The sequence below is a fragment of the Bradyrhizobium sp. JYMT SZCCT0428 genome (genome assembly GCF_018131075.1).
GTDB lineage: Bacteria > Pseudomonadota > Alphaproteobacteria > Rhizobiales > Xanthobacteraceae > Bradyrhizobium.
The window spans coordinates 14798-38613 of sequence record NZ_JAFCLS010000048.1 but is presented as its reverse complement, the minus strand read 5'-3'; the positions used below and the strand labels follow the sequence as shown (position 1 = coordinate 38613).

28 protein-coding genes and 1 tRNA gene are annotated in these 23816 nt (G+C 63.1%); 14 read left to right on the top strand and 15 right to left on the bottom strand.

Annotated elements, in window-relative coordinates:
- Window positions 1-441: 441 nt before the first annotated feature.
- The gene (locus JQ575_RS34840) at window positions 442-2562 is read left to right on the top strand and encodes a sodium-translocating pyrophosphatase (protein WP_212037742.1); all 2121 of its coding nucleotides are present in this window, start codon (window positions 442-444) and stop codon (window positions 2560-2562) included.
- 197 nt (window positions 2563-2759) lie between these two features.
- On the opposite strand, the gene JQ575_RS34835 is transcribed toward JQ575_RS34840, so the two are convergent.
- Together JQ575_RS34835 and JQ575_RS34830 are read right to left on the bottom strand one after the other, a co-directional pair.
- The gene (locus JQ575_RS34835) at window positions 2760-3764 is read right to left on the bottom strand and encodes a tripartite tricarboxylate transporter substrate binding protein (RefSeq protein ID WP_212037741.1); all 1005 of its coding nucleotides are present in this window, start codon (window positions 3762-3764) and stop codon (window positions 2760-2762) included.
- A 111-nt stretch (window positions 3765-3875) separates the two neighbouring features.
- Window positions 3876-4361 carry an outer membrane protein assembly factor BamE gene (locus tag JQ575_RS34830; RefSeq protein ID WP_212037740.1) on the bottom strand — a complete coding sequence of 162 codons (486 nt, stop codon included), beginning with the start codon at window positions 4359-4361 and terminating at the stop codon, window positions 3876-3878.
- A gap of 152 nt (window positions 4362-4513) precedes the next feature.
- On the opposite strand from JQ575_RS34830, the gene JQ575_RS34825 reads away from it, so the two are divergent.
- From JQ575_RS34825 to JQ575_RS34795, 7 genes are all read left to right on the top strand, one after another.
- Entirely contained in the window at window positions 4514-5065 is a 552-nt protein-coding gene (locus tag JQ575_RS34825; protein WP_212037739.1) for a ubiquinol-cytochrome C chaperone family protein, read from the top strand.
- Window positions 5066-5075: 10 nt separating this feature from the next.
- The gene (locus tag JQ575_RS34820) at window positions 5076-5663 is read left to right on the top strand and encodes a DUF177 domain-containing protein (RefSeq protein WP_212037738.1); all 588 of its coding nucleotides are present in this window, start codon (window positions 5076-5078) and stop codon (window positions 5661-5663) included.
- 301 nt (window positions 5664-5964) lie between these two features.
- Complete coding sequence (plsX, locus tag JQ575_RS34815) at window positions 5965-7026, top strand: phosphate acyltransferase PlsX (RefSeq protein ID WP_211999991.1); 1062 nt, start codon at window positions 5965-5967, stop codon at window positions 7024-7026.
- Window positions 7023-8000 (top strand): beta-ketoacyl-ACP synthase III, encoded by a 978-nt coding sequence (locus JQ575_RS34810; RefSeq protein ID WP_211999989.1) that lies wholly within the window; start codon window positions 7023-7025, stop codon window positions 7998-8000. The genes plsX and JQ575_RS34810 overlap by 4 nt, the downstream gene beginning before the upstream one ends.
- A gap of 130 nt (window positions 8001-8130) precedes the next feature.
- Window positions 8131-8460 carry an integration host factor subunit alpha gene (locus JQ575_RS34805; RefSeq protein WP_192734233.1) on the top strand — a complete coding sequence of 110 codons (330 nt, stop codon included), beginning with the start codon at window positions 8131-8133 and terminating at the stop codon, window positions 8458-8460.
- Window positions 8461-8585: 125 nt separating this feature from the next.
- Entirely contained in the window at window positions 8586-9149 is a 564-nt protein-coding gene (locus tag JQ575_RS34800) for a MerR family transcriptional regulator (protein ID WP_212037737.1), read from the top strand.
- A 112-nt stretch (window positions 9150-9261) separates the two neighbouring features.
- Window positions 9262-9339: transfer RNA gene (locus tag JQ575_RS34795), tRNA-Pro, on the top strand.
- A gap of 179 nt (window positions 9340-9518) precedes the next feature.
- Here the strand turns inward: JQ575_RS34795 and JQ575_RS34790 are convergent.
- The 5 genes from JQ575_RS34790 to JQ575_RS34770 all read right to left on the bottom strand — a co-directional run bounded on the left by JQ575_RS34790 (window position 9519) and on the right by JQ575_RS34770 (window position 11410).
- Window positions 9519-9671 (bottom strand): hypothetical protein, encoded by a 153-nt coding sequence (locus JQ575_RS34790; protein ID WP_212037736.1) that lies wholly within the window; start codon window positions 9669-9671, stop codon window positions 9519-9521.
- 170 nt (window positions 9672-9841) lie between these two features.
- Window positions 9842-9997 carry a hypothetical protein gene (locus JQ575_RS34785; protein WP_192733559.1) on the bottom strand — a complete coding sequence of 52 codons (156 nt, stop codon included), beginning with the start codon at window positions 9995-9997 and terminating at the stop codon, window positions 9842-9844.
- Window positions 9998-10141: 144 nt separating this feature from the next.
- On the bottom strand, window positions 10142-10411 hold the full coding sequence (locus JQ575_RS34780; protein ID WP_212037735.1) for a hypothetical protein: 270 nt from the start codon (window positions 10409-10411) through the stop codon (window positions 10142-10144).
- Window positions 10412-10727: 316 nt separating this feature from the next.
- The gene (locus JQ575_RS34775) at window positions 10728-10973 is read right to left on the bottom strand and encodes a GlsB/YeaQ/YmgE family stress response membrane protein (RefSeq protein WP_212037734.1); all 246 of its coding nucleotides are present in this window, start codon (window positions 10971-10973) and stop codon (window positions 10728-10730) included.
- A 230-nt stretch (window positions 10974-11203) separates the two neighbouring features.
- The gene (locus tag JQ575_RS34770; protein ID WP_212037733.1) at window positions 11204-11410 is read right to left on the bottom strand and encodes a hypothetical protein; all 207 of its coding nucleotides are present in this window, start codon (window positions 11408-11410) and stop codon (window positions 11204-11206) included.
- Between the two features lie 117 nt (window positions 11411-11527).
- On the opposite strand from JQ575_RS34770, the gene JQ575_RS34765 reads away from it, so the two are divergent.
- On the top strand, window positions 11528-11692 hold the full coding sequence (locus tag JQ575_RS34765) for a hypothetical protein (protein WP_212037732.1): 165 nt from the start codon (window positions 11528-11530) through the stop codon (window positions 11690-11692).
- 29 nt (window positions 11693-11721) lie between these two features.
- Here the strand turns inward: JQ575_RS34765 and JQ575_RS34760 are convergent, their stop codons facing one another.
- The 7 genes from JQ575_RS34760 to JQ575_RS34730 all read right to left on the bottom strand — a co-directional run bounded on the left by JQ575_RS34760 (window position 11722) and on the right by JQ575_RS34730 (window position 19246).
- The gene (locus tag JQ575_RS34760) at window positions 11722-12801 is read right to left on the bottom strand and encodes an ABC transporter ATP-binding protein (protein ID WP_212037731.1); all 1080 of its coding nucleotides are present in this window, start codon (window positions 12799-12801) and stop codon (window positions 11722-11724) included.
- Complete coding sequence (locus JQ575_RS34755; RefSeq protein ID WP_212037730.1) at window positions 12798-13775, bottom strand: ABC transporter ATP-binding protein; 978 nt, start codon at window positions 13773-13775, stop codon at window positions 12798-12800. Before JQ575_RS34755 ends, JQ575_RS34760 begins: the two co-directional genes overlap by 4 nt.
- The gene (locus JQ575_RS34750) at window positions 13775-15343 is read right to left on the bottom strand and encodes an ABC transporter substrate-binding protein (RefSeq protein ID WP_212037729.1); all 1569 of its coding nucleotides are present in this window, start codon (window positions 15341-15343) and stop codon (window positions 13775-13777) included. The genes JQ575_RS34755 and JQ575_RS34750 overlap by 1 nt, the downstream gene beginning before the upstream one ends.
- 19 nt (window positions 15344-15362) lie before the next feature.
- Window positions 15363-16925, bottom strand: coding sequence for an ABC transporter substrate-binding protein (locus JQ575_RS34745; protein ID WP_212037728.1), 1563 nt, complete (start codon window positions 16923-16925; stop codon window positions 15363-15365).
- Window positions 16922-17809, bottom strand: coding sequence for an ABC transporter permease (locus JQ575_RS34740; protein ID WP_211999958.1), 888 nt, complete (start codon window positions 17807-17809; stop codon window positions 16922-16924). Before JQ575_RS34740 ends, JQ575_RS34745 begins: the two co-directional genes overlap by 4 nt.
- Entirely contained in the window at window positions 17806-18744 is a 939-nt protein-coding gene (locus JQ575_RS34735) for an ABC transporter permease (protein WP_249167112.1), read from the bottom strand. The genes JQ575_RS34740 and JQ575_RS34735 overlap by 4 nt, the downstream gene beginning before the upstream one ends.
- A 250-nt stretch (window positions 18745-18994) precedes the next feature.
- Window positions 18995-19246: a hypothetical protein gene (locus JQ575_RS34730; protein WP_212037726.1), complete on the bottom strand. Its 252-nt coding sequence runs from the start codon at window positions 19244-19246 to the stop codon at window positions 18995-18997.
- Between the two features lie 225 nt (window positions 19247-19471).
- Between JQ575_RS34730 and JQ575_RS45850 the strand changes: the two genes are divergently transcribed.
- The 5 genes from JQ575_RS45850 (at window position 19472) to JQ575_RS34710 (ending at window position 23286) form a co-directional block, all read left to right on the top strand.
- Entirely contained in the window at window positions 19472-19606 is a 135-nt protein-coding gene (locus JQ575_RS45850; RefSeq protein ID WP_283842672.1) for a hypothetical protein, read from the top strand.
- A 235-nt stretch (window positions 19607-19841) separates the two neighbouring features.
- The gene (locus JQ575_RS34725) at window positions 19842-20747 is read left to right on the top strand and encodes a dihydrodipicolinate synthase family protein (RefSeq protein WP_212037725.1); all 906 of its coding nucleotides are present in this window, start codon (window positions 19842-19844) and stop codon (window positions 20745-20747) included.
- A gap of 148 nt (window positions 20748-20895) precedes the next feature.
- Window positions 20896-21864 (top strand): SDR family oxidoreductase, encoded by a 969-nt coding sequence (locus tag JQ575_RS34720; protein ID WP_212037724.1) that lies wholly within the window; start codon window positions 20896-20898, stop codon window positions 21862-21864.
- 215 nt (window positions 21865-22079) lie between these two features.
- On the top strand, window positions 22080-22832 hold the full coding sequence (locus JQ575_RS34715; RefSeq protein ID WP_212037723.1) for an SDR family oxidoreductase: 753 nt from the start codon (window positions 22080-22082) through the stop codon (window positions 22830-22832).
- 64 nt (window positions 22833-22896) lie between these two features.
- Window positions 22897-23286, top strand: a complete 390-nt coding sequence (locus JQ575_RS34710; protein ID WP_212037722.1) for a cupin domain-containing protein — start codon at window positions 22897-22899, stop codon at window positions 23284-23286.
- 21 nt (window positions 23287-23307) lie between these two features.
- Here JQ575_RS34710 and JQ575_RS34705 read toward each other — a convergent pair whose 3' ends face one another.
- A complete protein-coding gene (locus tag JQ575_RS34705) occupies window positions 23308-23778 on the bottom strand; it encodes a GcrA family cell cycle regulator (RefSeq protein WP_212037721.1) in 471 nt (156 codons plus the stop codon).
- Window positions 23779-23816: the final 38 nt, after the last annotated feature.

Here is a 23816-nt window from a genome sequence, read left to right as displayed (position 1 = left end):
GGCCTCGAAACGGTCGTTTCACGGATGTACTGAAATGGATCGCGGGCCCGCTCAATCCCTTCGAGGATTGGGCGGGCCCTTGTATTTTCAGGCCATGTATTTTCAGGCCTATATATTTCTCGGTCGCTATTTGGGTTGTGGCCCTCGCAGGATCGCTGTCGGCAGACGATTCGAAGGTCCGCCCCGCGGGCGCCTGGCAGGCCTCGGATTTTCCGCCGGACGGTCCAGCCGGCAGCCAGGTCTCGGCACCAGCCGTCGTTCCCGGGGATTCCTTTCAAAAATAGACGGTTTCTGGCCTCCGCGGCGTTGCGCCGGGGAAACGATTTTGGCAAGGTCCCGGCGATTTGAGGGGCCACCCTTCTGGGCGGGGAAGGCCTCCTTTTTATGCGCTTGCCGCGCTCGCGGTGTGGCGGGGGAACATCAAGGTCTGAGGCAAATTCAATGACAGCATTATGGGTGATTGTGCTCTGCGGAGCGCTTTCGATTGTTTACGCGATCTGGGCGACGGCATCCGTGATGAAGGCGGACGCCGGCAATCCGCGCATGCAGGAGATCGCAGCCGCGGTGGCCGAGGGCGCACAGGCCTATCTGAAGCGGCAGTACATGACGATCGGCATGGTCGGCGTCGTGATCTTCGCCCTGCTGGCTTATTTCCTCGGCATGCTGGTTGCGGTCGGCTTCCTGATCGGCGCAGTGCTGTCGGGCGCCGCCGGGTTCATCGGCATGAACGTTTCGGTTCGCGCCAACGTGCGTACCGCGCAGGCCGCGACCACCTCGCTGGCCGGCGGACTTGAACTCGCCTTCAAGGCCGGTGCGATCACCGGCATGCTGGTGGCTGGCCTCGCACTGCTCGGCGTCACCATCTACTTTGCTTACCTGACCCAGATGCTGGGCCTGAAGGCCAACGACCGCGTCGTCGTCGACGCGCTGGTCGCACTCGGCTTCGGCGCCTCGCTGATCTCGATCTTCGCCCGTCTCGGCGGCGGCATCTTCACCAAGGGTGCTGATGTCGGCGGCGATCTCGTCGGCAAGGTCGAGGCCGGCATTCCCGAGGATGATCCGCGCAATCCCGCCACCATCGCCGACAACGTCGGCGACAACGTCGGTGACTGCGCCGGCATGGCCGCCGACCTGTTCGAGACCTATGCGGTGACCGCGGTCGCCACCATGGTGCTGGCCGCGATCTTCTTCGCGACCTCGCCGCTGCTGGTCAACATGATGACGCTGCCGCTCGCGATCGGCGGCATCTGCATCCTCACCTCGATCGCCGGTACCTTCTTCGTCAAGCTCGGCGCCAGCCAGTCGATCATGGGTGCGCTCTACAAGGGCCTGATCGCGACCGGTGTCCTGTCGCTCGTCGGTGTTGCCGGCGTCATCTACTGGCTGATCGGCTTCGGTCCGCTGGCGGGTGTGAAATACACCGGCATGGCGCTGTTCCAATGCGGCGTCGTCGGTCTTGTCGTTACCGGGCTGATCATCGTGATCACCGAATACTACACCGGTACGGACTATCGCCCGGTCAAGTCGATCGCGGCGTCGTCGGTCACCGGTCACGGCACCAACGTGATCCAGGGCCTCGCGATCTCGATGGAATCCACCGCCGGTCCGGCGATCGTCATCATTGCCGGCATCCTCGTCACCTACAGCCTTGCCGGCCTGTTCGGCATCGCGATCGCGACCACCACCATGCTGGCGCTGGCCGGCATGATCGTGGCGCTCGACGCCTTCGGCCCCGTCACCGACAACGCCGGCGGCATCGCCGAAATGGCCGGCCTGCCGAAGGAAGTCCGCAAGTCGACCGACGCGCTCGACGCGGTCGGCAACACCACCAAGGCGGTCACCAAGGGCTACGCGATCGGCTCGGCCGGTCTCGGCGCGCTGGTGCTGTTCGCGGCTTACAATGAAGACCTCAAATTCTTCATCGCCAATGCCGCGAAGTACCCGTACTTCCAGGGCGTGCTGCCCGACTTCTCGCTGAACAACCCCTACGTCGTGGTCGGCCTCTTGTTCGGCGGCCTGCTGCCGTATCTGTTCGGCGCGATGGGCATGACGGCCGTCGGCCGTGCGGCCGGCGCGATCGTCGAGGAAGTGCGGCGTCAGTTCCGCGAAAAGCCGGGTATCATGCAGGGCACCGACAAGCCGGATTACGGCCGTGCGGTCGACCTTCTGACCAAGGCGGCGATCAAGGAAATGATCATCCCGTCGCTGCTGCCGGTGCTGTCGCCGATCTTCGTCTACTTCGTGATCTTCGCAATCGCAGGCGGCGGCGCGGCCGGCAAGTCGGCGGCGTTCTCGGCCGTCGGCGCCATGCTGCTCGGCGTGATCGTGACCGGCCTGTTCGTCGCGATCTCGATGACCTCGGGCGGCGGCGCCTGGGACAACGCCAAGAAGTACATCGAGGACGGCCATTACGGCGGCAAGGGCTCCGACGCGCACAAGGCGGCGGTGACCGGCGACACCGTCGGCGATCCCTACAAGGATACGGCGGGTCCCGCCGTCAACCCGATGATCAAGATCACCAACATCGTGGCGCTGCTGCTGCTGGCGATCCTGGCGCACTGAGCGGCGAGAAGCCCGATCAAACAAAAAACCCCGCGGTGCGAGCCGCGGGGTTTTTCTTTGGAAGCCTGAGGTCTTTTATCCGTCATTGCGAGCGAAGCGAAGCAATCCATAAGCAGCGAACGCGGAAGTGGATTGCTTCGTCGATTGCGCTCCCTTGCGCAAACGCTTCGCGTTTGTCGCAGGCAATGACGGTTGCCTCAGCCGGCGTCCATCTGCAGGCCTTCCTGCTTGATGATGGCGCCGAACTTCGCGGTTTCCGCCTGGGTGAAATCGGAAAACTGCTGCGGCGTGCCGTAATCGGTGCGGGCGCCGATCTTGGCCATGCTTTCCTTGATGTCGTCGCGCTCCAGGAACACCTTGATTTCCTTGTTGAGGGCATCGACGACGGGAGGAGGGCAGGCCTTGGGCAGGAAGATTCCGAACCAGGACGAGACGTCGAATTTGGCCAGCTCCGGTCCGGTCTCGCGCACGGTCGGAATGTTCGGCCCTGACGGACTGCGCTCCGGCGTCGTCACCGCCAACGCGTTCAGCTTGCCGTCCATGACCTGCGGCAGCGTCGGAAAGAGATTGTCCGACAGGATCTGGATGTCGCCGGCCAGCGCGGCCTGCAGCGCCGGCCCGGCGCCGCGGAACGGCACATGCACCATCTTCAGCCCGGTGAGCTGCAGCAGCCAGGCCATGGTGAGGTGAGGGCTCTGGCCGATGCCTGAGGAACCATAAGTCAGCTTGTCCGGGTTGGCCTTGATGTAGGCAATCATGTCTCCAATCGACTTGACCGGCACCGAGGGGTGCGCCGAGATGATGTTGGGAATCCGGATCAGGTTGGAGACCGGCTGCAACTGGTCGGCCTTGTAGGTCATGTTCCGGAAGATGCTGTAGGCGATGGCGTTGGGGCCGGGATTGCCGACCAGGATGGTGTGCCCGTCGCCCTTCTGGCGGACGACTTCCGCGGTGCCGATGGTGCCGCCGCCGCCGGAGCGGTTTTCCACCACCGCGGACTGGCCCCAGGCCTTCTGCAAATGGGCCGCCAGCAAGCGTCCCATCACGTCCGTGGTGCCTCCCGGCGCGGCCGGCACGATCAGGCGGACGGTTTCGGTGGGCCGCCAGTCGGCGCCCAGGCTGCTGCGCGGCAGAATGGCCGCAGTGGAGAGCGCGGCGGCTCCGGTCAGAATATGGCGGCGGGACAAAAATCTGCTGGTCACTAGGTCACTCCCTGCGGGGCTGTTATTTTGCAGGCGACCGTAGGCAGCGCGCTCGCGCAGGGCAAGCGGGCGACTTGGCGCAGGGCGCGGGAAAGGCCCGAGTTCTCGGGCCTAGTTAAAGCTGAGCAGCTTGAACAGCGGCGTCAGGTAGCTGAGCTCCTGGCCTGAGGTCGGCGTGGTGCGGCTGATGAAGTCGAAGATCTTGCCGTCCTGCAGCCCGTAATTGGCGAGCCGCTGCACCTGGCGATTCTTGTCGAAATAGATCGCGATCACCCGCTGGTCGACGACCTGCTGGTTCATGAACGCGACCTTGCGCTCGGAGCGCTGCGAAATGTAGTAGAACACCTCGCCGTTCAGGGTTGCGACCGTGGAGGGCGTGCCCATCACGATCAGCACCTGGTCCTGGCTGGCGCCGATCGGGATCTGTTCGAGCGCGCCGGGGGGCAGGATATAGCCCTTCTGGAATTGCTCGCCGGTGCAGCCGCCGAGCGCGGCGCAGAGCAGTGCCACGGCTGCAAAGCCGCGAAAACCGCGCCAGCGCACGGTCAGGCGGCGCGGCGAGGGCGCGCAAGAGCTTGAGTGGCCCGTCTCGGTCATTCCGGAATCGATCCCGTCCCCTTGCATCGCGCGAGGCGTTGACGTACCGGGCAGCACGCAGGATTGCAACATGCGCGGGCGCCCGAAGCTGAAACCCTGAAGGCCGAAACCTTCATGGCGGAAACCTTTGGGGCTCGCATGCGGAACCCACAATGCTTTGGCCGTTCAATCACTTCAGGAAACCCCGGTCCGCCCCGCGCGGCACCATTGAAGCCATCTATGGCATGATCGTGACGCAGGCGCGAGAACCGTTGTTTTATCGGGACTTGGCGGTCCCGGACACGGTTAACGGCCGTTTTGACCTGCTTCTGATGCATTTGTGGCTGGTATTGCGGCGGCTCAAATCGGTCCCGGCGGGCAAGGCCCTGTCGCAGGCGCTGTTCGACCATTTTTGCAACGATATGGACGATAATCTGCGCGAACTGGGCGTCAGCGACCTCAAAGTGCCGAAAAAGATGCAGGCCTTCGGCGAGGCCTTCTATGGCCGCACCGCGGCCTATGATCTGGCGCTGACCGAGGGCCGCGAGGCCCTGGCGCAGGCGCTGTGCAAGAACGTCCTCAACGGCGAGAACACCGAAAAGGCGCGCCACCTCGCAGCCTATGCCGAGGCTGTCATGGCGGCGCTCGACCGGCAGGACGAGGCGGCGCTGGCCGGCGGCACTTTCAAGTTTCCTTCGCCGGAGCAGGCCGGCGCACAAGCATGAGCAAACGGCGATGACCAAGAGTGCCATGATCGAGAAGCCGGACCCGTGGCGCGTTCCCGTCGCGGCGGAGAAAATCCCGGACACGGGCCTGCATCGCGACCTCGAGGCCGATCAGGCCACGCGTGTTGCGGTGGCGGAGATGGGAAGCCTGCGCGAGGTGCTTATGCTGCAGGCCTCGTTCGATGTGACGCCCAAAAGCGGCGGCCGCTTTCAGGTCGAGGGGCGCGTGCGGGCCCGGATCGGGCAGACCTGCGTGGTGACGCTGGAAGAGATGGAAAGCGATATCGACGAGCCGATCGATGTGATCTTCGCGCCGCCGGACCAGATTCCGGAGATGGCTGCGCTGGTCGACGAGGCAGAAGAGAGCGACGAGGACACGCCCGATCCGCCGGAGCCGATCGACAACGGCATCATCGATCTCGGCCGGCTTGCGACCGACGCGCTGTATCTCGCGGTCGATCCATATCCGCGCAAACCGGACGCGGTTTTTGAACCGTTGGTCGAAGCTCCTGATCCCGAGGATCACCCGTTTGCTGCGCTCAAGGCCCTGAAGGTCACGCCAAAAAAGTCGGGGGCAAAGAAGCCCAAAGACAAGTAACCGACACTTAAAGTGGCCGGTGAAGCAGGATTTCACTTGATGTGGCTATGATGCCTCATCAGGAATCTTGGATAAGACATTGAAGTTGCTAATATTACGCTGTATTCCCGGTTGCGGGCGGTGCTGGGTCCCATTCCCCAATGACCGTGGTCAAGAGGTTGTGTCAGAACGGGGACACGCTATTGTCGCGGCCCGGCGGGGGCGATAGCGATGCGCTCCGCCGAGCACCGCTTCGGCGGATGCTTCCAGCGCGCGGCCGGGCTCTAACAGGGCTGCAAGAGATCAGGTTTCCGGGACGTTCATGCCTCAAAAGGTTCGAATCGCGCTTGACGCCATGGGTGGCGATGTCGGCGCATCGGTCGTCATTCCCGGCGCTGCAAGGGCGTTGGCCCGGCATCCCGACATCGAGTTTCTGCTGTACGGCGACAGCGCGCTGATCGAGGCGGAACTCGCCAAGTATCCGGCTTTGAAGAAGGCCTCGCGTGTGACCCATACCGACGTCACCGTCGCCATGCACGACAAGCCGAGCCAGGCCCTGCGCCGCGGCCGCAAGAAGTCGTCGATGTGGTTTGCGATCGACGCGGTGAAAGAGGGCAAGGCCGACGTCGCGGTATCTGCCGGCAATACCGGCGCGCTGATGGCGATGGCGCGTTTTCATTTGCACACCATGCCGGGGATCGACCGGCCGGCCATCGCCGGCGTGTGGCCGACCAGCCGCGGTGAGTCCGTCGTGCTCGACCTCGGCGCCAGCATCGGCGGCGACCATCATCATCTCGTGGCGCTGGCGGTGATGGGCGGCGCGATGGCGAGCGTGCTGTTCGGCAAGCCGCGCCCGACCGTCGGCCTGCTCAATATCGGCACCGAGGAAGTGAAGGGCGGCGAGGAAATCCGAGCCGCCTCCGAGCAGCTGCGCGCGATGAACCTGCCCGAACTCGATTATATCGGCTTCGTCGAGGGCGACGGCATCGGCAGCGGTGCGGCGGACGTGATCGTGACCGAAGGCTTTTCCGGCAACATTGCGCTGAAGGCCGCCGAGGGAACCGCGCGTCAGATGTCGGAGTTCCTGCGCAGCGCCATGGCGTCGAGCTGGCGCTCCCGGATCGGCTATTTGTTCGCCCGCAACGCCTTCAAGGCGCTGCGGCACAAGCTCGACCCCAACAAATCCAACGGCGGCGTGCTGCTCGGCCTCAAGGGCGTGGTGGTCAAAAGCCATGGTGGAACCAACGCCGAAGGCTTTGCTTACGCGGTCGATGTTGGCTATGAGATGGTCCGCTGCGATCTCCTCACCAAGATCAATCAGATGCTTAATCGCGACGGCAGTGCGCTGGCTCAAGCGCAAACCGCGCAGGAGGCTGTCTCGTGACTGCTAAACGTTCGGTCGTGCTAGGCTGCGGCTCTTACCTGCCGCGGAAGGTCCTGACCAATGCCGAACTGGCTGCCCGGATCGATACCTCGGACGAGTGGATCGTTCAGCGTACCGGTATCCGGCAGCGCCACATCGCCGCGGACGGCGAGTTCACCTCGCATTTGGCGATCAACGCCGCGCGCGCCGCGCTCGACCATGCCGGCATCGACGCGCAGCAGATCGACCTGATCGTGCTGGCGACCTCGACGCCGGACAACACCTTTCCGGCGACCGCGGTCGCGGTCCAGCACGCGCTGGGCATCAATCATGGCGTCGCCTTCGACCTGCAGGCGGTCTGCTCCGGCTTCGTCTTTGCGCTGGCGACCGCCGACAATTTCCTGCGCTCCGGCTCGCACAAGCGGGCGCTGGTGATCGGTGCGGAGACGTTCTCGCGCATTCTCGACTGGAGCGACCGCGGTACCTGCGTGCTGTTCGGCGACGGCGCCGGCGCCGTCGTGCTCGAGGCCCAGGACCAGCCCGGCAAGCCGACCGACCGTGGTATCCTGACGACGCATCTGCGTTCCGACGGACGGCACAAGTCAAAGCTGTTTGTCGATGGCGGGCCGTCTTCGACCCAGACCGTCGGCCACCTCCGCATGGAGGGCCGCGAAGTCTTCAAGCACGCGGTCGGCATGATCACCGATGTGATCGTCGATGCGTTCAACGCCACCGGGGCTTCCGCCGAGCAGATCGACTGGTTCGTTCCGCACCAGGCCAACAAGCGAATCATCGATGCTTCGGCGCACAAGCTGCATATTGCGCCGCAGAAGGTGGTTCTGACCGTCGACCTGCACGGCAATACCTCGGCGGCATCGATCCCGCTGGCGCTCAACGTCGCCGTCAAGGATGGACGCGTCAAGAAGGGCGATCTGGTGCTGCTGGAAGCGATGGGTGGCGGCTTCACCTGGGGTTCCGCGCTCGTCCGCTGGTGAGGTATAAGTAAAATACCTGACAAAGTGGTTGCGCTGTTTCATGCGTGTGCATGATGGTCGCTGTTGACCATTGCGTGCTAACCTCATAATTTCAGAGAATAAATTGTTCGCCGAGAGTGCGGGGCAGGCGATGACCGGGACAGGAAAAACAGTCACACGCGTTGATTTGTGCGAGGCGGTCTACCAGAAGGTGGGCTTGTCGCGGACGGAGTCGTCTGCGTTCGTCGAACTCGTTTTGAAAGAGATCACCGATTGTCTTGAGAAGGGCGAGACGGTGAAGCTGTCGTCGTTCGGCTCGTTCATGGTGCGCAAGAAGGGTCAACGGATCGGACGTAACCCGAAGACCGGCACCGAAGTACCAATCTCTCCGCGACGCGTGATGGTGTTCAAGCCGTCGGCCATTCTCAAGCAGCGCATCAATGGTCACGCGGTGACGAACGGCGACGCCAAGGACGATTGAGGCGTTTCCGCTGAGGCGTTTCCGCGCGAGGCGAAGTTCAGTTCGCGTCAACAAATCGCGTGAAGACAGTCAGGTTAAGCGTTTAGAGTTTCTCTTCATTCTCTTGAGCTGAGAGGAGCTGGCATTTGGACAAAGCGCCGGATGCGTTCCGTACCATCAGCGAGGTCGCGGACGATCTCGACATTCCCCAGCACGTGCTGCGATTTTGGGAAACGCGATTCACCCAGATCAAGCCGATGAAACGAAGCGGCGGGCGGCGCTATTACCGCCCCGACGACGTTGATCTGCTCAAGGGCATCCGCCGCCTGCTGTACGGCGAGGGCTACACCATCCGCGGCGTGCAGCGGATCCTGAAAGAACACGGCATCAAATCGGTGCAGGGTCTGAGCGACCAGAACTCCGCCGTCTCGTTCGGCGCGGTTGAGGAGGCGATCGGCCTCAGCCTGCAGGAGCCGGAAGAGGGGGCGCTCGCCGGATCCGATGACGATGATTACGAGGGTGAAGCCACGGAAATCGACTATCGCTTCGTCGATACTGATGAAGACGGTATGCTCGCCCCCTTTGGCAAGGGCAAGGCGGCCGCCGTGCCCGGCCCGGTAGGCGGTCCCGACCGCGAACGCCTCGAACGCGTGCTGCAGGACCTGGTGGCCTGCCGGCAATTGCTGGACACCGCGCTCAAGGACGGCTGAGGGCAGGGCCGGAACCGGCGTTAGGGGAGTGGTTTCGGAAGCGATTCTTGGCCTTTCCCGATCGGATCGCGCGCCTTGCGCCGGAGCCTGATCGCAGCTAATGGAACGGCATCGGAGCGTGGCGCAGCCCGGTTAGCGCACTAGTCTGGGAGACTAGGGGTCGGAGGTTCAAATCCTCTCGCTCCGACCATTTTTCCCCTCAACAAGTCAGCACTTGATTGATGTGGCGACGCCTTTCGGCCAAGCCGGAATGGTCGACGGAAGAACTTCGAATCGCGAAGTTGAAATTGGAAGTCGCCCAAAGCCCGCAAATGCGTGTCGGGCTTATTCTTGCAGCCGGTCCGCGGATGAGGGCGGCCGTCCTCCGCCTCACTCGTCGTTGAAAGCAAGCAGCGGCACGTCCACGTCGAACACAAGTTCGAGCACCAATGCGACCGCGCAAACGACCACGGCCAGTTCGACCATCACAAAAGTGAAAATCGTGGTCAGTCCGACGACTGCGTTTTTGCGTCCGTTGATCATGATTTCCTCGTTAAGGAATCATTAGCATCTGGCTGTTCGGCGTGGTCGATGATGTGATTTTAACGTAAACGGGGAACCGCACGGAACCGGCGCGCGGCCTCGGACGAGAGGCATGTCCTGCGCCGAGGTTCTGAAAAGCGTCAGAGGCTGCCGGGTCAGAGGGCCGCATCTCAGCCCGACTTGTTCATCTTCTTCACTTTTGCGTCGGTGGCTTCGATCGATGCCGCCAATTCCAGGATCGCCTTGGCCAGAAGGTCGGCTGCTTCCTTGGCGTCCTGGCAGCGTTCGGCGCGCAGCGCATAATTCTTGGCGGATGATAGTGACATTGGCGAACGCCCTTCCGACGGAAAAACCCACCGGGTTGAGGCGGTGGGTTTCCCTACGCATTTACGTCTCGCGGGGGCTGGGAGCCGTCCGCGATTGCCCGAACCATAGCCCTCGCTGGTTAATGAATTTTCTGGCCGCTGCCGTTAAAGAAACTCGCGCAGCCGCACCAGCTCTGCGACGTGCTCGGCGGACAGGACCTCGGGGATCATCGGCGGCTGTGGCGCGGTCAGAATCTCGTACAGGTGCCGGGTCGATTCAGGCTTGGCCATGAATTCCTTCATGCACTCATCGAGCGTGCCCTGGAACACCATATAGGGGCCGGAGCTGTCGAGGCGGCGGGCGTTGTGGAGCGACGGCCATTTTCGGATGATGGCGGGAACATCAAAACTCACTGGAACCTCGGCACCATCCATTCGTCGTCGAGCTCCTCGGCCACAGCAAAGCGGCCCCAGCCGCAAGAAGATTGTGGGCATCCCACCACGAAACTCATAATCCGCGACGTCGCCGTTGGTTCCCGGCCGATGCCCCCGAAATTTTTGCCCGCCGTCTGTGGGGAACAAATTATTGCCGGGGAGCTTAGTCGGGCACCCCCGGACGCGAACTAGCCCCGTCGCGTTCGGCAAAAGGCGGCCTCAGCTCTCCCCCCGTGCTGGGGCCGCCTCTTTCAACAGCGTTGCCGCGGCGCACAAACGCCGCATCGCTGCCAACGGCCGCGGGTTCTTGAACGACCTACTTCTTGAAGAAGCCGACAATGATCAGGAGGATCACCGCGCCGATGACGGCGTTGACGATCGCCGCCAGGATGCCTCCGACCAGGACAAACCCGATCATCGGCAACAGCCAGCCGGCGATCACGGCGCCCACGATGCCGACCACGATATTGCCGACCAGGCCGAGGCCATAGCCCTTGACGATCTGCCCGGCCAGCCAGCCTGCGATCGCGCCGATGATCAGCCAGACGATGAGAGATTCCATCACGACCATCCTCCCCATTGCTGAGCGCCGCGGTATCCCGCGGTCGCTGCCCTCGAAGCCAACACGTTTAGGAAACAGGACGTTTAGGAAACGAGACGCTTTGGGAGCTTGCATTGCGCCAGCGCTGCCGTTCGCCCGTCGATCGATCTTAGGTAGTATTACGATCCGCTCTCGTTGGCTTGTCAACCAGTAGCTGGCTCCGGTTCGGTCAATCGCACCGCAACAACTTCTTACCGAATATTCCCAGCGATGGATTTGAGGGTCTCGTTCTGCGCTTTGAAAATATTGCTGAGGACTTGAAAAAAGGACGTGCCGCCAATCACCGCATCCAGTTCGATCGCGCAAAGTTCGGTGGTCGCGGCGGCCCGTTGGTCCACGCTCGGCTGTTTCTGAAATGCGGTCATGATGCGCTCCGGTGGCTGGATGATGCCAACCATCTTGACCCCGGTGCGAGGTTAGGGACTGTGATTGATGTCACAGCCACGGCGACGGCCTCGCGGCTAAATCCCCTTCGTCAGCAACGATCCGATCTTGATCGAAAGGGAGCCGTCACCATGAACACCATCATCAATCGCGCTGAAGCATGCGAGCGCGACCGTCAGGCCGACGCGCTGTCCGATCGCGAACTTGCCAATGTCAGCGGCGGCAAGGGAAAAGCCACGCCCAGCCCGTTCGTGTTTATCAAGCACTACGACAAGGCAAGCCCCGTCCTGGCCTGAATTCCGAACTGGCCTGCCACGGATTGCCGTCAGGCCGGCGTTCGCGCGTGCTTGGCCGCCTCAAAGGCGGCCAGCCGTTCGGCGAACTTTCCGTTCGCAGCGCCGGCGCGCGCGACGATGACAGGGGCCTGGATCGTCTCGAAGAAATGACAGGCCACGCGATGGCCGGGCGCGGCCTCGCGCAGCTTCGGCTCCTCCGCCGAGCAGCGCGGCTGGGCGTGCAGGCAGCGGGTGTGGAAGCGGCAGCCGGACGGTGGATTGAACGGGCTCGGCACGTCGCCCTGCAGCATCACGCGTTTGGTGCGCAGGCTCGGGTCCGGTTTCGGGATCGCCGACAGCAGCGCGTGGGTATAGGGGTGCAACGGCTTTGCGTAGATCGTCTTCTTGTCAGCGATCTCGACCAGCTTGCCGAGATACATCACCGCGACGCGATCGCTGATGTGTTTTACGACAGCCAGATCATGCGCGATGAACAGATAGGACAGACCAAAACGCTGCTGCAAGTTCTGCAACAGGTTGACGATCTGCGCCTGGATCGAGACGTCGAGCGCCGACACCGGCTCGTCGCAGATGATCAGGTCGGGATTGACGGCCAGCGCCCGCGCAATCCCGATGCGCTGGCGTTGCCCGCCGGAGAATTGATGCGGATAGCGCCGCGCATGTTCGGGCAGCAGGCCGACGATATCGAGCAGCTCGCTCACCCGCGTCTCGCGCGAGGCGGGATCGCCGATATCATGCACCCGCAGCGGTTCGGCCAAAATCTCGCCCACGGTCATGCGCGGATTGAGCGAGGCGTAGGGGTCCTGGAAGATGATCTGCATGTGCCGGCGCAGCCGCCGCAGTTCATCCTTGCCGAGATTGGCAATTTCCTCGCCCTTGAAGCGGACCGAGCCCGCCGTCGGGTCCATCAGGCGCAGCACCAGGCGTCCGGTCGTCGACTTGCCGCAGCCGGACTCGCCGACCAGCGCCAGCGTCTCGCCGCAACCGATCTCGAAGCTGACGTCCTCGACGGCGCGCACAAGGCCCACTTGTCGGCGCAGGATGATGCCGCGGCTGAGCTGAAAATGTTTTACGAGGCCATCGACCTGCAGCACCGGGACCGCGCTCATGACGCCACCTCGACAGGGGCCTTCCAGCAGGCGACCAAATGACCCGGCGCAAGTTCACGCAGCGGCGGCGGCGCCTCGCGGCAGCGCCGGTCGGCGAACGGGCAGCGCGGCCCGAAGCGGCAGCCCTTTGGCTGGTTGTTGGGGCTCGGCACCGTGCCTTCGATGGTGGCGAGCCGTGCGCGATCAACGTCGAGGCGCGGGATCGAGCCCAAGAGACCGATCGTGTAGGGGTGCTGCGGATCGGCAAAGAGATCGGCGACATCAGCGCTTTCGACGATCTGCCCGGCGTACATCACCAGTACCTGGTCGGCGACCTCGGCGATCACGCCGAGGTCGTGGGTGATGATCAGGATCGCCATGCCGAGCCGGCGCTGCAATTCGCCGAGCAGATCGAGGATCTGGGCCTGGATGGTGACGTCGAGCGCGGTGGTCGGCTCGTCGGCGATCAACAGCGCGGGCTCGCAAGACAGCGCCATCGCGATCATGACGCGCTGGCGCATGCCGCCCGACAGATTATGCGGAAAGTCGTCGATGCGCTGCTTCGCCGAGGGAATCCGCACCAGTTCCAGCATCTCGATGGCGCGCGCTTTGGCGGCCTGCGGCGACAACTGGGTATGGGCGAGTATCGCCTCGACGATCTGCTGGCCGATGGTGTGCACTGGATTGAGCGAGGTCATCGGCTCCTGGAAGATCATCGACATCTTGCCGCCGCGCAGCCGGCGGCGCTCGTCGGCGGACAGTTTCAGTACGTCGCGGTTGCCGAACAAAACCGCCTCGGCCTCGACCTTGCCCGGGCTCGCCACCAGGCCCATCACCGAGAGCGACGTCACGCTCTTGCCGCAGCCGGATTCGCCGACCAGGCCAACGGTGCGGCCGCGCGGTACGTTGAAGCTGATGCCATCGACCGCGCGGAACAGGCCGCGGTCGGTGGCAAAATGAGTCTTCAGGCCGCGGACCTCGAGCAGGTTTTCCATCAGAACGAGTAATCCAGGCCCTTGTAGAACGTGTTCTGGTAGAGCATGTGCGGCCGCACGCCCTTCAGCTTCTTCTGGCTTGTCGTGTACATCGCGATGTTCATCACCGGCATCCACAGATGCTCCTCGGTGACGCGCTGCTGGGCTAGTGCGTAATATTTAGAGCGGTCGGCCTCGGTCAGCGACGCGCGGCCCATCTTCAGATACTCGTCGGTCTTGGGGTCGTTCCAGTTCATCCGGTTCGGCGCCGGCATGTTCTTCGAATCGAAGTAGAAGTTCAGGAGGTCGCCCGCCGATATGTAGGGGAACGTCACCGTCCACAATTCGTAGTCCTGCTTGGCCATCTCGGCCGGCGCGATCGTGGAGTCGAAGCCGACGATCTTCCAGTCGATGCCGATCTTGCGCATGTAGCCCTGGATCGCCTCGGAGACGCGGCCGAAATAGGCGACCTGCGTGAACAGCACCTTCGGCGCGAGCTTGACGCCGTCCTTCTCGCGGATGCCGTCGGCGCCGACCTTCCAGCCGGCTTCGTCCAGCAGCTTTTTGGCGCGTTCGACGTCCTCCTTGATGATGCCCTTGGTGGACGCGGCGAAGTCGAGCGCCTTGTCGTCGATGAAGGTGTAGGCCGGCTCGGCATTGCCGAGCATGATGCCCTTGACGATGTCGGCGCGGTTGATCGCGATGTTCATCGCCTCGCGCACGCGCTTGTCTGATACCATCGGCCGCGTGGTCTTGTAGCCATAATACATCAGCTGGAAGTTCGGCTGCGCCTCCTGCACGTTGAGGGTGGGCGCGGCCTTGACCTGCTGGATGAACTGCAGCGGGATCTGATGGCTGACATCGAATTGCCCGCCCAGCATCGCGGCGACGCGGCTGGAATCCTCCGGCACGATCTTGATGCTGAGTTTTTCGAATTTCACCGGGCCCTTGTTCTGGTACATCGACGGGCCCCATTTGTAGGCGTCGTGGCGCTTGAGCACGATTTCGGTGCGCGGCTGCCAGTTCTCGAAGCACCACGGCCCGGTGCCGTCGATCGCCTTGATGCCGTAATCCTTGCCGAGCGCCTCGACGCTCTCCTGGTTGTGGATCGCGGTGGTGAACATGGTGAGCTGGAGCAGCAGGTCGGCGAACGGCTCGTTCAGTTCGTATTCGACGGTGTAGGGATCGGGCGCGCGCAACTCCTTGATGTTGCCGGCGCGCCAGGCCAGCGGCGCTTTCAGCTCGGTGCTGGTCAGGCGCTTGAAGGAATAGATCACGTCGGCGGCGGTGAATTTCTTGCCGCTGCAGAATTGCACGTCATCGCGCAGCTTGAACACGTAGGTCTTGCCGTCCTCGCTGATGGTCCACGACTTGGCCAGATAAGGGATCGCCGTCTTGCCGTCCCAGTCCATCGCGACCAGCGTATCCTGAATCATGTTGACGATGTCGGAGGAGGGCGACCACGTCGTGCGCTGGCCGTCGTAATGCGGCGCATCGAGCGACTTCATCATCTTCAGGGTCTGCGCCTCCAGTGGGGAGGCTCCCGCCACTCCGAGCAGCACCGCAACCGTCGTGAACAATCCGCGCATCGTCGTTTGCTCCTGTTTGTTATAGCGACGCGTCCAACCCCTTGTAGAACGTGTTCTGGTAGATCATGTGCGGCCGCGCGCCCTTGATCTTCTTGTTCGCGACCTGGTGCATGTTGATGTTGAGGACCGGCATCCACAAATGTTCCCGCGTTACCTTCTGCTGCACCAGCGCGTAATATTTGGCGCGATCGGCCTCGGTCAGCGCGGCGCGACCGAGCTTGAGCCATTCGTCCGTCTCGGCGTCCTTCCAGTTCATCCGGTTCGGCGTCGGGATGTTCTGCGAGTCGAAGTAGATGTTCATGAGGTCGCCGGCCGACAGATACGGCACGGTCACCGACCAGATTTCATAATCCTGCTCGGCCATCTTGACCGACGAGATGGTCGAGTCCCACGGGTTGAGCCGCCAGTCGACGCCGACTTTCCGCAAGTATCCCTGAACCGCCTCGGCCACCCGGGCCGAATTGGCGTTGGCGGTGTAATAGACTTTCGGTGCCAGGCGTTCGCCATCCTTCTCGCGGATGCCGTCGGCGCCTACCTTCCATCCGGCTTCGTCGAGCAGTTTTTTGGCCCGCTCGATATCTTCCTGGACGATTCCCTTCGACTTCGGGTCGAAGTCGAGCGCATCCGGGTCGACGAAAGTGTAGGCCGGATCGGCATTGCCCTGCAGGATGGCCTTGCCGATTTCGACCCGGTTGATGGCGATGCTCATGGCTTCGCGCACACGCCTGTCTGATACCATCGGTCGCGTCGTCTTGAAACCGAAGTAGAGCAGTTGGAAGTTCGGCTTGGCGTCGGTGACCGTCAGCGCCGGAAAAGCCTTGGCCTGGGCGATGAACTGCGATGGAAACTGGTGGGTGATGTCGAACTGGCCGGACATCATCGCCGCCACCCGGCTGGAATCCTCCGGCACGATCTTGATGCTGAGCTTCTCGAATTTCACCGGGCCCTTGTTCTTGTACATCGACGGGCCCCATTTGTAGGCGTCGTGGCGCTTCAGCACGATCTCGGTGCGCGGTTGCCACGAGACAAAGCACCACGGTCCGGTACCATCGGCGCCCTTGATGCCGTAGTCCTTGCCCAGCGCCTCCACGCTTTCCTTGTTGTGGATCACGTTGGTGAACATGGTGAGCTGCAGCAGCAGCTCGGAGTAGGGCTCCTCGAGTTCGTATTCGACGGTGTAGGGATCGGGCGCGCGCAACTCCTTGATGTTGCCGGCGCGCCAGGCGTATGGCCCCTTGATCGCGGGATCCTTCAGCCGCTTGAAGCTGTAGACCACGTCCTCGGCGGTGAATTTCTTGCCGCTGCAGAACGAGACGTCGTCGCGCAGCTTGAATGTATAGGTCCGGCCGTCCTCGCTGATGATCCAGGACTTGGCCAGATAGGGGATCGGCGTGCGGCCGTCCCAGTCCAGCGCCACCAGCGTGTCCTGGAACATGTTGACGATATCTGAGGTCGGCCCCCAGGTGGTGCGCTGCGCGTCGTAATGCGGCGCGTCGATGCCCTTCATCAAGGTGAGCGTCTGGGCCGATGCGGCCCCCGCGACACCTATTGCCAATGCGACACCCAGAACGGTTCTGATCATGTCTGCAGCCTTGGATCGAGGACGTCGCGGAACGCGTCGCCCAGAAGGTTGGCCGCCAGCACGATCACGAAGATCGCGCAGCTCGGGATCGTCGCGATGTGCGGCGCCATGAACAGGAAGTCGCGGCCCTGGGCCGCCATCATGCCGAGTTCGGCGGTCGGGGGTTGCGCGCCCATGCCGAGGAAGCCGAGCGCCGAGCCGATCAGGATGATCTGGCCGAAGCGCAAGGTGAGAAACACGAAGATGGTCGAGATGCAGTTGAGCGTGAGATAGCGCCAGATCAGTGCGCCGTCGGTGACGCCGACCGCGCGGCCGGCCTCCATGAATTCCTGGCCCATGACGCCGACCGCCGCGCCGCGCGCCACCCGCGCCACGTCGGGCACGGTGGCGACCACCAGCGCGATGACAACGGCGGTGAGGCCGGCACCGAAGATCGCGGCGACCGCGAGCCCGATCAGGATGGCGGGGAACGCCAGCATCACGTCGACCAGCCGCATGATCCAGCCGTCGAGCCGCTTGTAGTAGGCGGCGAGAATGCCGAGCACGCCGCCGAACAGACCACCGATAATGACACCGACCAGCCCGAGCATCAGCGTGGCGCGGGTGCCGAAGATGACGCGGCTCAGCACGTCGCGGCCGGTGTTGTCGGTGCCGAACCAGTGCTCGGCGCCCGGCGGCTGCATCACCTTGGTAAGGTCGGTGAAGTAGGGGTCATAGGGCGCGATCCAGGGCGCGAAAACCGCCGCGGCGACGATGGTGGTGAGCGTCAACGCCGCCCCGGCCGCGACCCGGTCGCGCGCGAGGCGCCGCAGCACGCCGGCCCGGGCGAATGCGCCGGTCTCGGGCTCGGCGACAAAGACGGGTTCGAGAGCCTGGACGCTCATCGTCGTGCCACCCTGGGATCGAGATAGACATAGAGCACGTCGACGATCAGGTTGATCGACAGGAAGGCGATGGCGAGGATCATGATCGCGCCCTGCGCGGTCGGGAAATCGCTGGAGACGATGGCGCCGACCGCAAGCCGGCCGACGCCGGGCCAGGAAAACATCGTTTCCGTGACCACCGCGCCGCCAAGCAGGAACGCTGCCTGCAGCCCGATCAAAGTGACGACCGGGATCATGGCGTTGCGCAGCGCGTGATGGACGATCACGACAGTCTCGCGCAGCCCCTTGGCGCGCGCCGTGCGCACGAAATCGGCGCCCAGCACTTCAAGTACGGCGGTGCGCGTCAGCCGCGCGATCGGTCCGATCAGCACGAGGCCGAGCGTGGTCGCGGGCAGGATCAGGCTCGGCAATCCGCCGTCCCAGATCGGCCCGGTGCGGCCGGTGAACGGCAGCAGCGCCCATTTGAAGCCGACATACTGGATCAGGATCAGGCCGATGAAGAACACCGGCATCGAAACACCGGCCACCGAGCAGGCCATGATGACGCGGTCGGCGAGGCGGCCGCGATTGACGGCGGCCAGCGTTCCGAACGCAAGCCCGCTCGGCACCGCGATCAGCATCGCGCCGAGCATCAGCTCGACCGTCGGACCGATCGTCATCGCGAGTTCCTCGCTCACCATCCGGTTCGAGATGATCGAGCGGCCGAGATCGCCGCGCAGAACCCGCATGATGTATTCGAAGAACTGCACCGGGATCGAGCGGTCGAGGCCAAGCTCGAGCCTGATCGCCGCGATGGTCTCGGCCTTGGCGTCGGGACCGGCGATGATCATCGCAGGATCAGCCGGCACCACCTGCAACAGACAAAAACAGAGGAAGAGAACCCCGAGCAAAGCGGGGAACGAAATCAGCAGACGATGGACAATCTGTTGTCCCATGCGACGCCAACGGACCGTTAGGCCAACGGAAGGCGCCGCCGCTTACGCGCGCGTTGTGCTGTTCCCTCCCTGGCAGCGGCGCTTCGTCCGACGTGCGCGCGCTTTGATTAGCGGGATACTGACACGCACCGCGCGCGGCGTCACGCCCATTCTGCCGAACCGTTTCCGCCTGCGCTCCCTTGTCGCGTACGGGCGTAATGCCTTGTCGCGGAATATGCGAGCGGCGATCGCTATGCGGAAGTTGCCACAATCAGCGCGCGGTCTCGCCGTCGTCGCGCTGATCGGTAGGTTTTTCATTATTGATCGCGACGAAGGGCAGCTGTCGCGTTGCCCTTGAGGGCCGTCCAATCTGCGCATCGTAGCTTTCGGCGAGCGCCAGCAGTCGTTTTTTCGTGAAGGGATCGGCCTTGTCCGCAATCGCGCGGACGCGCCGGGACTGCTCCTTCAAATACGCGTCGTTCATAAGGCACCAAAAATTAATAAATCCAATAGGCGCAAACATACTACGGACGCGCCGTCGCCGTCGCCCTGAGTTTTCGTATGGTTAAGCGCGAAAGCCCGTGAGCCCTTGCAAGTGACGACGGTCTGGAACGGCCAAAGGAAAGGCCGAGGCCACTTCCGTTCTGGCCCGGCTGTTACCTGGGGAACAGCGCGGCCGTCGCCGATCCGTCATTGTCCCGGTCATACCGAGGCAATGTTGCACCGGGACAGCAGCAGGAGAAGCACCATGGAACGCAGGACTGACAAGCCGGTCGAACTGACGACGCAGCAGTTGGATATCGTGACCGGCGGCAGGCTGGGCGCCGGCCCCACGCACCTTCCGCCCCGTAACCCCTTCGGTCCGCCGAAGCCGCCCCGCTAAGCGAGCAAAATAGCCCCGGCATGACTTGCCGGGGTTTTTTCGTGCAAGGATTTAGATGTTTGCGCCGCTCGAACTTGGAGCCGCGCCTCCGCCCGTTATGACGCCGCCACGACCCAGCCCACCGATGTCTCAACTGGATTGCCCTTCCGGCAGCGGTTAGGCTTCACCCGCCGATCGAGAATATCCGCCAAAGAGCGGGGTCGGATTTGGGAAACGGAACGCAAAGGGGTCGATCATGAAAATACGCCCGACAGGCGTGATACCGCCGATGACAACGCCGTTTCGCAAAGACGGCGAGATTGATTTCAAGCAGGTGGCTCCGCAAGTCGACTGGCTGATCGGCGCCGGCAGCCACGGCATGGCGGCGGGCGGTTCGACCGGCGAGGGGCATACGCTCGATCATGAAGAGTATCGCGATCTGGTGGCGGCAACGGTGGAGGCCGCCAAGGGCCGCGCGCCAGTGATCGCCGGCATCATCGTCGACTCCACGCGCGACGCGATCCGGCGCGGCAAATTGGTGCGCGACATGGATGTTGCCGCCCTGCAGGTGACGCCGGTGCATTACCTGTTCAAGCCGGACGATCAGGCGATGGTCGATCACTTCCGCCGGATGGCCGACGAGACCGGCATGCCGATCATCATCTACAATGTGGTGCCGTGGTCGTATCTGTCGCCCGCGCTGCTGACGCGGATCATGAACGAGGTGCCGCTGGTGGTCGGGGTCAAGCAGAGCGCCGGCGATCTAAAACTGTTCGCCGATCTCATGATGATGGCGCCGGGCAAATTGATCTACAGCGCGGTCGACGCGCTGATGTATCCGTCCTACGCGCTCGGCGCGCACGGCTCGATCGCCGCGATCCTCTCGGCCGCGCCGCATGCTTCGGTCGAGTTGTGGGATGCGGTCAAGGCCGGCGATCACGTCCGCGCGCTCGACCTGCACAAGAAACTGCTGACATTGTGGAACGCGGTTGTCTCAGACAATCTGCCGGCCTGCACGCGCTATTCGCAGTCGCTGCAGGGACTGCCAAAGACGTTTTCGCGCGCGCCGATGCCGGAAGCATCGCCTGCGCAACAGGCCGCGATCAAGAAGGCGCTGGAGGGGTTAGGTGCGTCGGGCCAACGCGTCGAGGCCGCGGAGTAGGATAAGTATTCAATGCGTCGTCATGCCCGGCCTTGTGCCGGGCATCCACGTCTTTGGTCCGCTTCGGCAGGGAAGACGTGGATGGCCGGGACAAGCCCGGCCATGACTGTAATGTTTCGAAGCGTCGTGAAAAAGAAAAAGGATCTCCATGAAGGAATTCGCCGGAAAGATCGCCGTCATCACCGGAGGCGGCACGGGCATGGGCCGCGAGCTGGCGCGCCAGCTCGTCGCCGAGGGCTGCAATGTCGCGATGTGCGACGTCTCCGCCGAGGCGATGGCCGAAACCAGGCAGCTGTGCGAAGCCGAGAAGCTGCCGCAGGGCCTGCGCGTCACCACGCATATCGCCGACGTCGCGATCGAGGATCAGCTCAAGCGGTTTCGCGATGAGCTGATCGAGCAACAGGCAACCGACAAAATCCATCTGCTGTTCAACAATGCCGGTATCGGCGGTGGCGGCAGCCTGTTCACCAACACGCGCGAGCAATGGGAGCGCACCTTCAACATCTGCTGGGGCGGCGTCTATCTCGGGGTCCGCACTTTCATGCCGCTGCTTTTGAAGGCCGATGAGGGCCACATCATCAATACGTCCAGCGTCAACGGCTTCTGGGCGTCGGTCGGCCCCGGCGTGTCGCACACCGCCTATGCCGCCGCCAAGTTCGCGGTGAAGGGATTTTCCGAGGCGCTGATGACGGACCTGCGGCTCAATGCGCCGCACATCAAATGCTCGGTCGTGATGCCCGGCCACATCGGCACCTCGATCGTGTCGAACTCGCGCAAGATCCAGAGCGGCAGCGAGACCGAGCGCCTGACCGATGTTGAAATCGGCGTGACCCGGGAGCGGCTGAAGGGCATGGGCACCGACACCACGAACATGTCGGATGAGGACATTCAGCAGCTCGCACTCGACCGCGCACGATCGTTTCATGATGATGCGCCGACCACGGCGGCGGCCGCTGCAAAAATCATCCTCGACGGCGTCAAGGCGGACCGCTGGCGCATCCTGGTCGGCGACGATGCCCACAAGCTCGACGAGCGCGTGCGCAAGACGCCGGAGGAGGCCTACACGCTCGACTTCTACCAGAGCTATCGGGACGAGGTCGGCTGGAAGCTGGCCTGAGGGGCTGATCTGAATAACGACCAGAGCCTGAACTCAATAAGGTCGTTGGCTCAACTAAGCGTGCCACGCTGGCGGAAAACGCCGCGTGGCGGTATCGTATGGTCTACCGGGTCTCGCCGGTTCATCGGGTAGTCCGACCTGTACCTTGGGATAGTATTCTGGGGGTTCCAAGCAGAACTAAGCTGAGCCCATCTAACGACCACGGAGCATCAGCCATGAAGATCGTGGTGATCGGAGGCACCGGCCTGATCGGCTCGAAGACCGTCGCCATTCTGCGCCAGGGCGGCCACGAAGTCGTCGCCGCCTCGCCCAAAAGCGGCGTTAACGCGATCACCGGTGAGGGACTCAAGGAGGTTATGGCGGGCACACAGGTGGTGATTGACCTGGCCAACTCGCCCTCATTTGAAGACAAGGCGGTGCTCGAATTCTTCGAGACCTCCGGCCGCAACCTGCTCGCCGCCGAGGCCGCAGCGAACGTCCGGCATCATGTCGCGCTATCGATCGTCGCGATCGACCGGACCGACAATGGCTATTTCCGCGCCAAGCTCGCCCAGGAGAAACTGATCGAAGCCTCCGGCATTCCATACACCATCGTTCGCGCGACCCAGTTCCTGGAATTCGTTCGCGGTATCGCCGATTCAAGTGCGGATGGAAACACAGTGAGGCTTCCGCCTATCCTGTTCCAGCCTATCGCGGCGGACGACGTTGCTGCCATCGTTGCCGATCTGGCACTCGCGGCGCCGCGAAGCGGTATCGTGGAGATCGCCGGACCGGAACGAGCGCCGCTCAATGACATCATCGCCCGCTATCTGAAGGCGGTTGGCGACCCGCGCGAAGTCGTGAGCGATCCCGAAGCCCGATACTGGGGCGGTCGGGTTGACGAGCACTCGCTCGTGCCGTTGGGCGAGGCGCGCCTCGGCCGCATCGGTCTCGACGAATGGCTTCGCCGCGCAAAGGCGACCGCCTGATCCCGCATCGCGATCCGCCCGGTCTGCTGTGAACAGGTACCCGACACCAATGAAAGAGGCGACTATGACGAACAAACTCGTTGCGCTGGTTCTTCTGGGTCTAATGACCGGCCCGGCGGTTGCTGAGGGGCCCAAGGTGGTGCCACTCATGTCCAAGGATCTTCCGGAGAGTCCCGGCAAGGAAATCTTGATGATCACGGTCGAGCACCCGCCCGGCGGATCGACTCCTGTCCATCGACACAACGCTCATGCCTTTGGCTATGTGCTGGAGGGTTCCATCGTGATGCAGTTGAAGGGTGGACAACCGGTGACACTGACGGCTGGGCAAAGCTTCTATGAAGGCCCCGATGATGTTCACGTGGTCGACCGCAACGCGAGCAGCACCCAACCGGCGAAATTCCTGGTGCTGTTGATCAAGGACAAGGGAGCGCAGGCGCTCGTGCCTGCACAGTGACTGTTACATCCAAAGGGTAAATCAAGCTCGCGCCATTTTTTGGCGCGAGCCGGGCTTGTAGGCGAGACGGGTGTGCCCGACGCAGTAGGGCATCCCCTTGAGCGGCGTGTTGCCACAAAAGCAGAAATCTTCCGCGCCGGGCGTGCTGATGGGCCAGCGGCAGCGCTCATGGCTGAGTTCGAGCAGCGAGCAGGGCCGCTCGCTGGCGATCGGGGCGTTTGGGGCCGGTTGCCCGTCCTGGTAGACCACTTGCAGCATCCGGTACTGCGCGCGGGGAACGGATTTCGGGCTACGTTCCTTCGTGGCCCCTTGCAGATGCTGTTCGATGTTGGTCGGCCCGCGGGTCAAACCGAGCCGTGTCAATTTGCCGATCACGGCGTTGCGGCTGACGCCGATGTGAGCGGCGATCTCGCGGCAGGAGAGGCCGGATTCGAAATGTTGCTTGAGGAGTTCGACGCGCTCGGTGGTCCAGGTCGGTATGTTTGCGAACATGCTTGCGGTCCCAAATTCTTTGAGGCACCGCCGCGTTC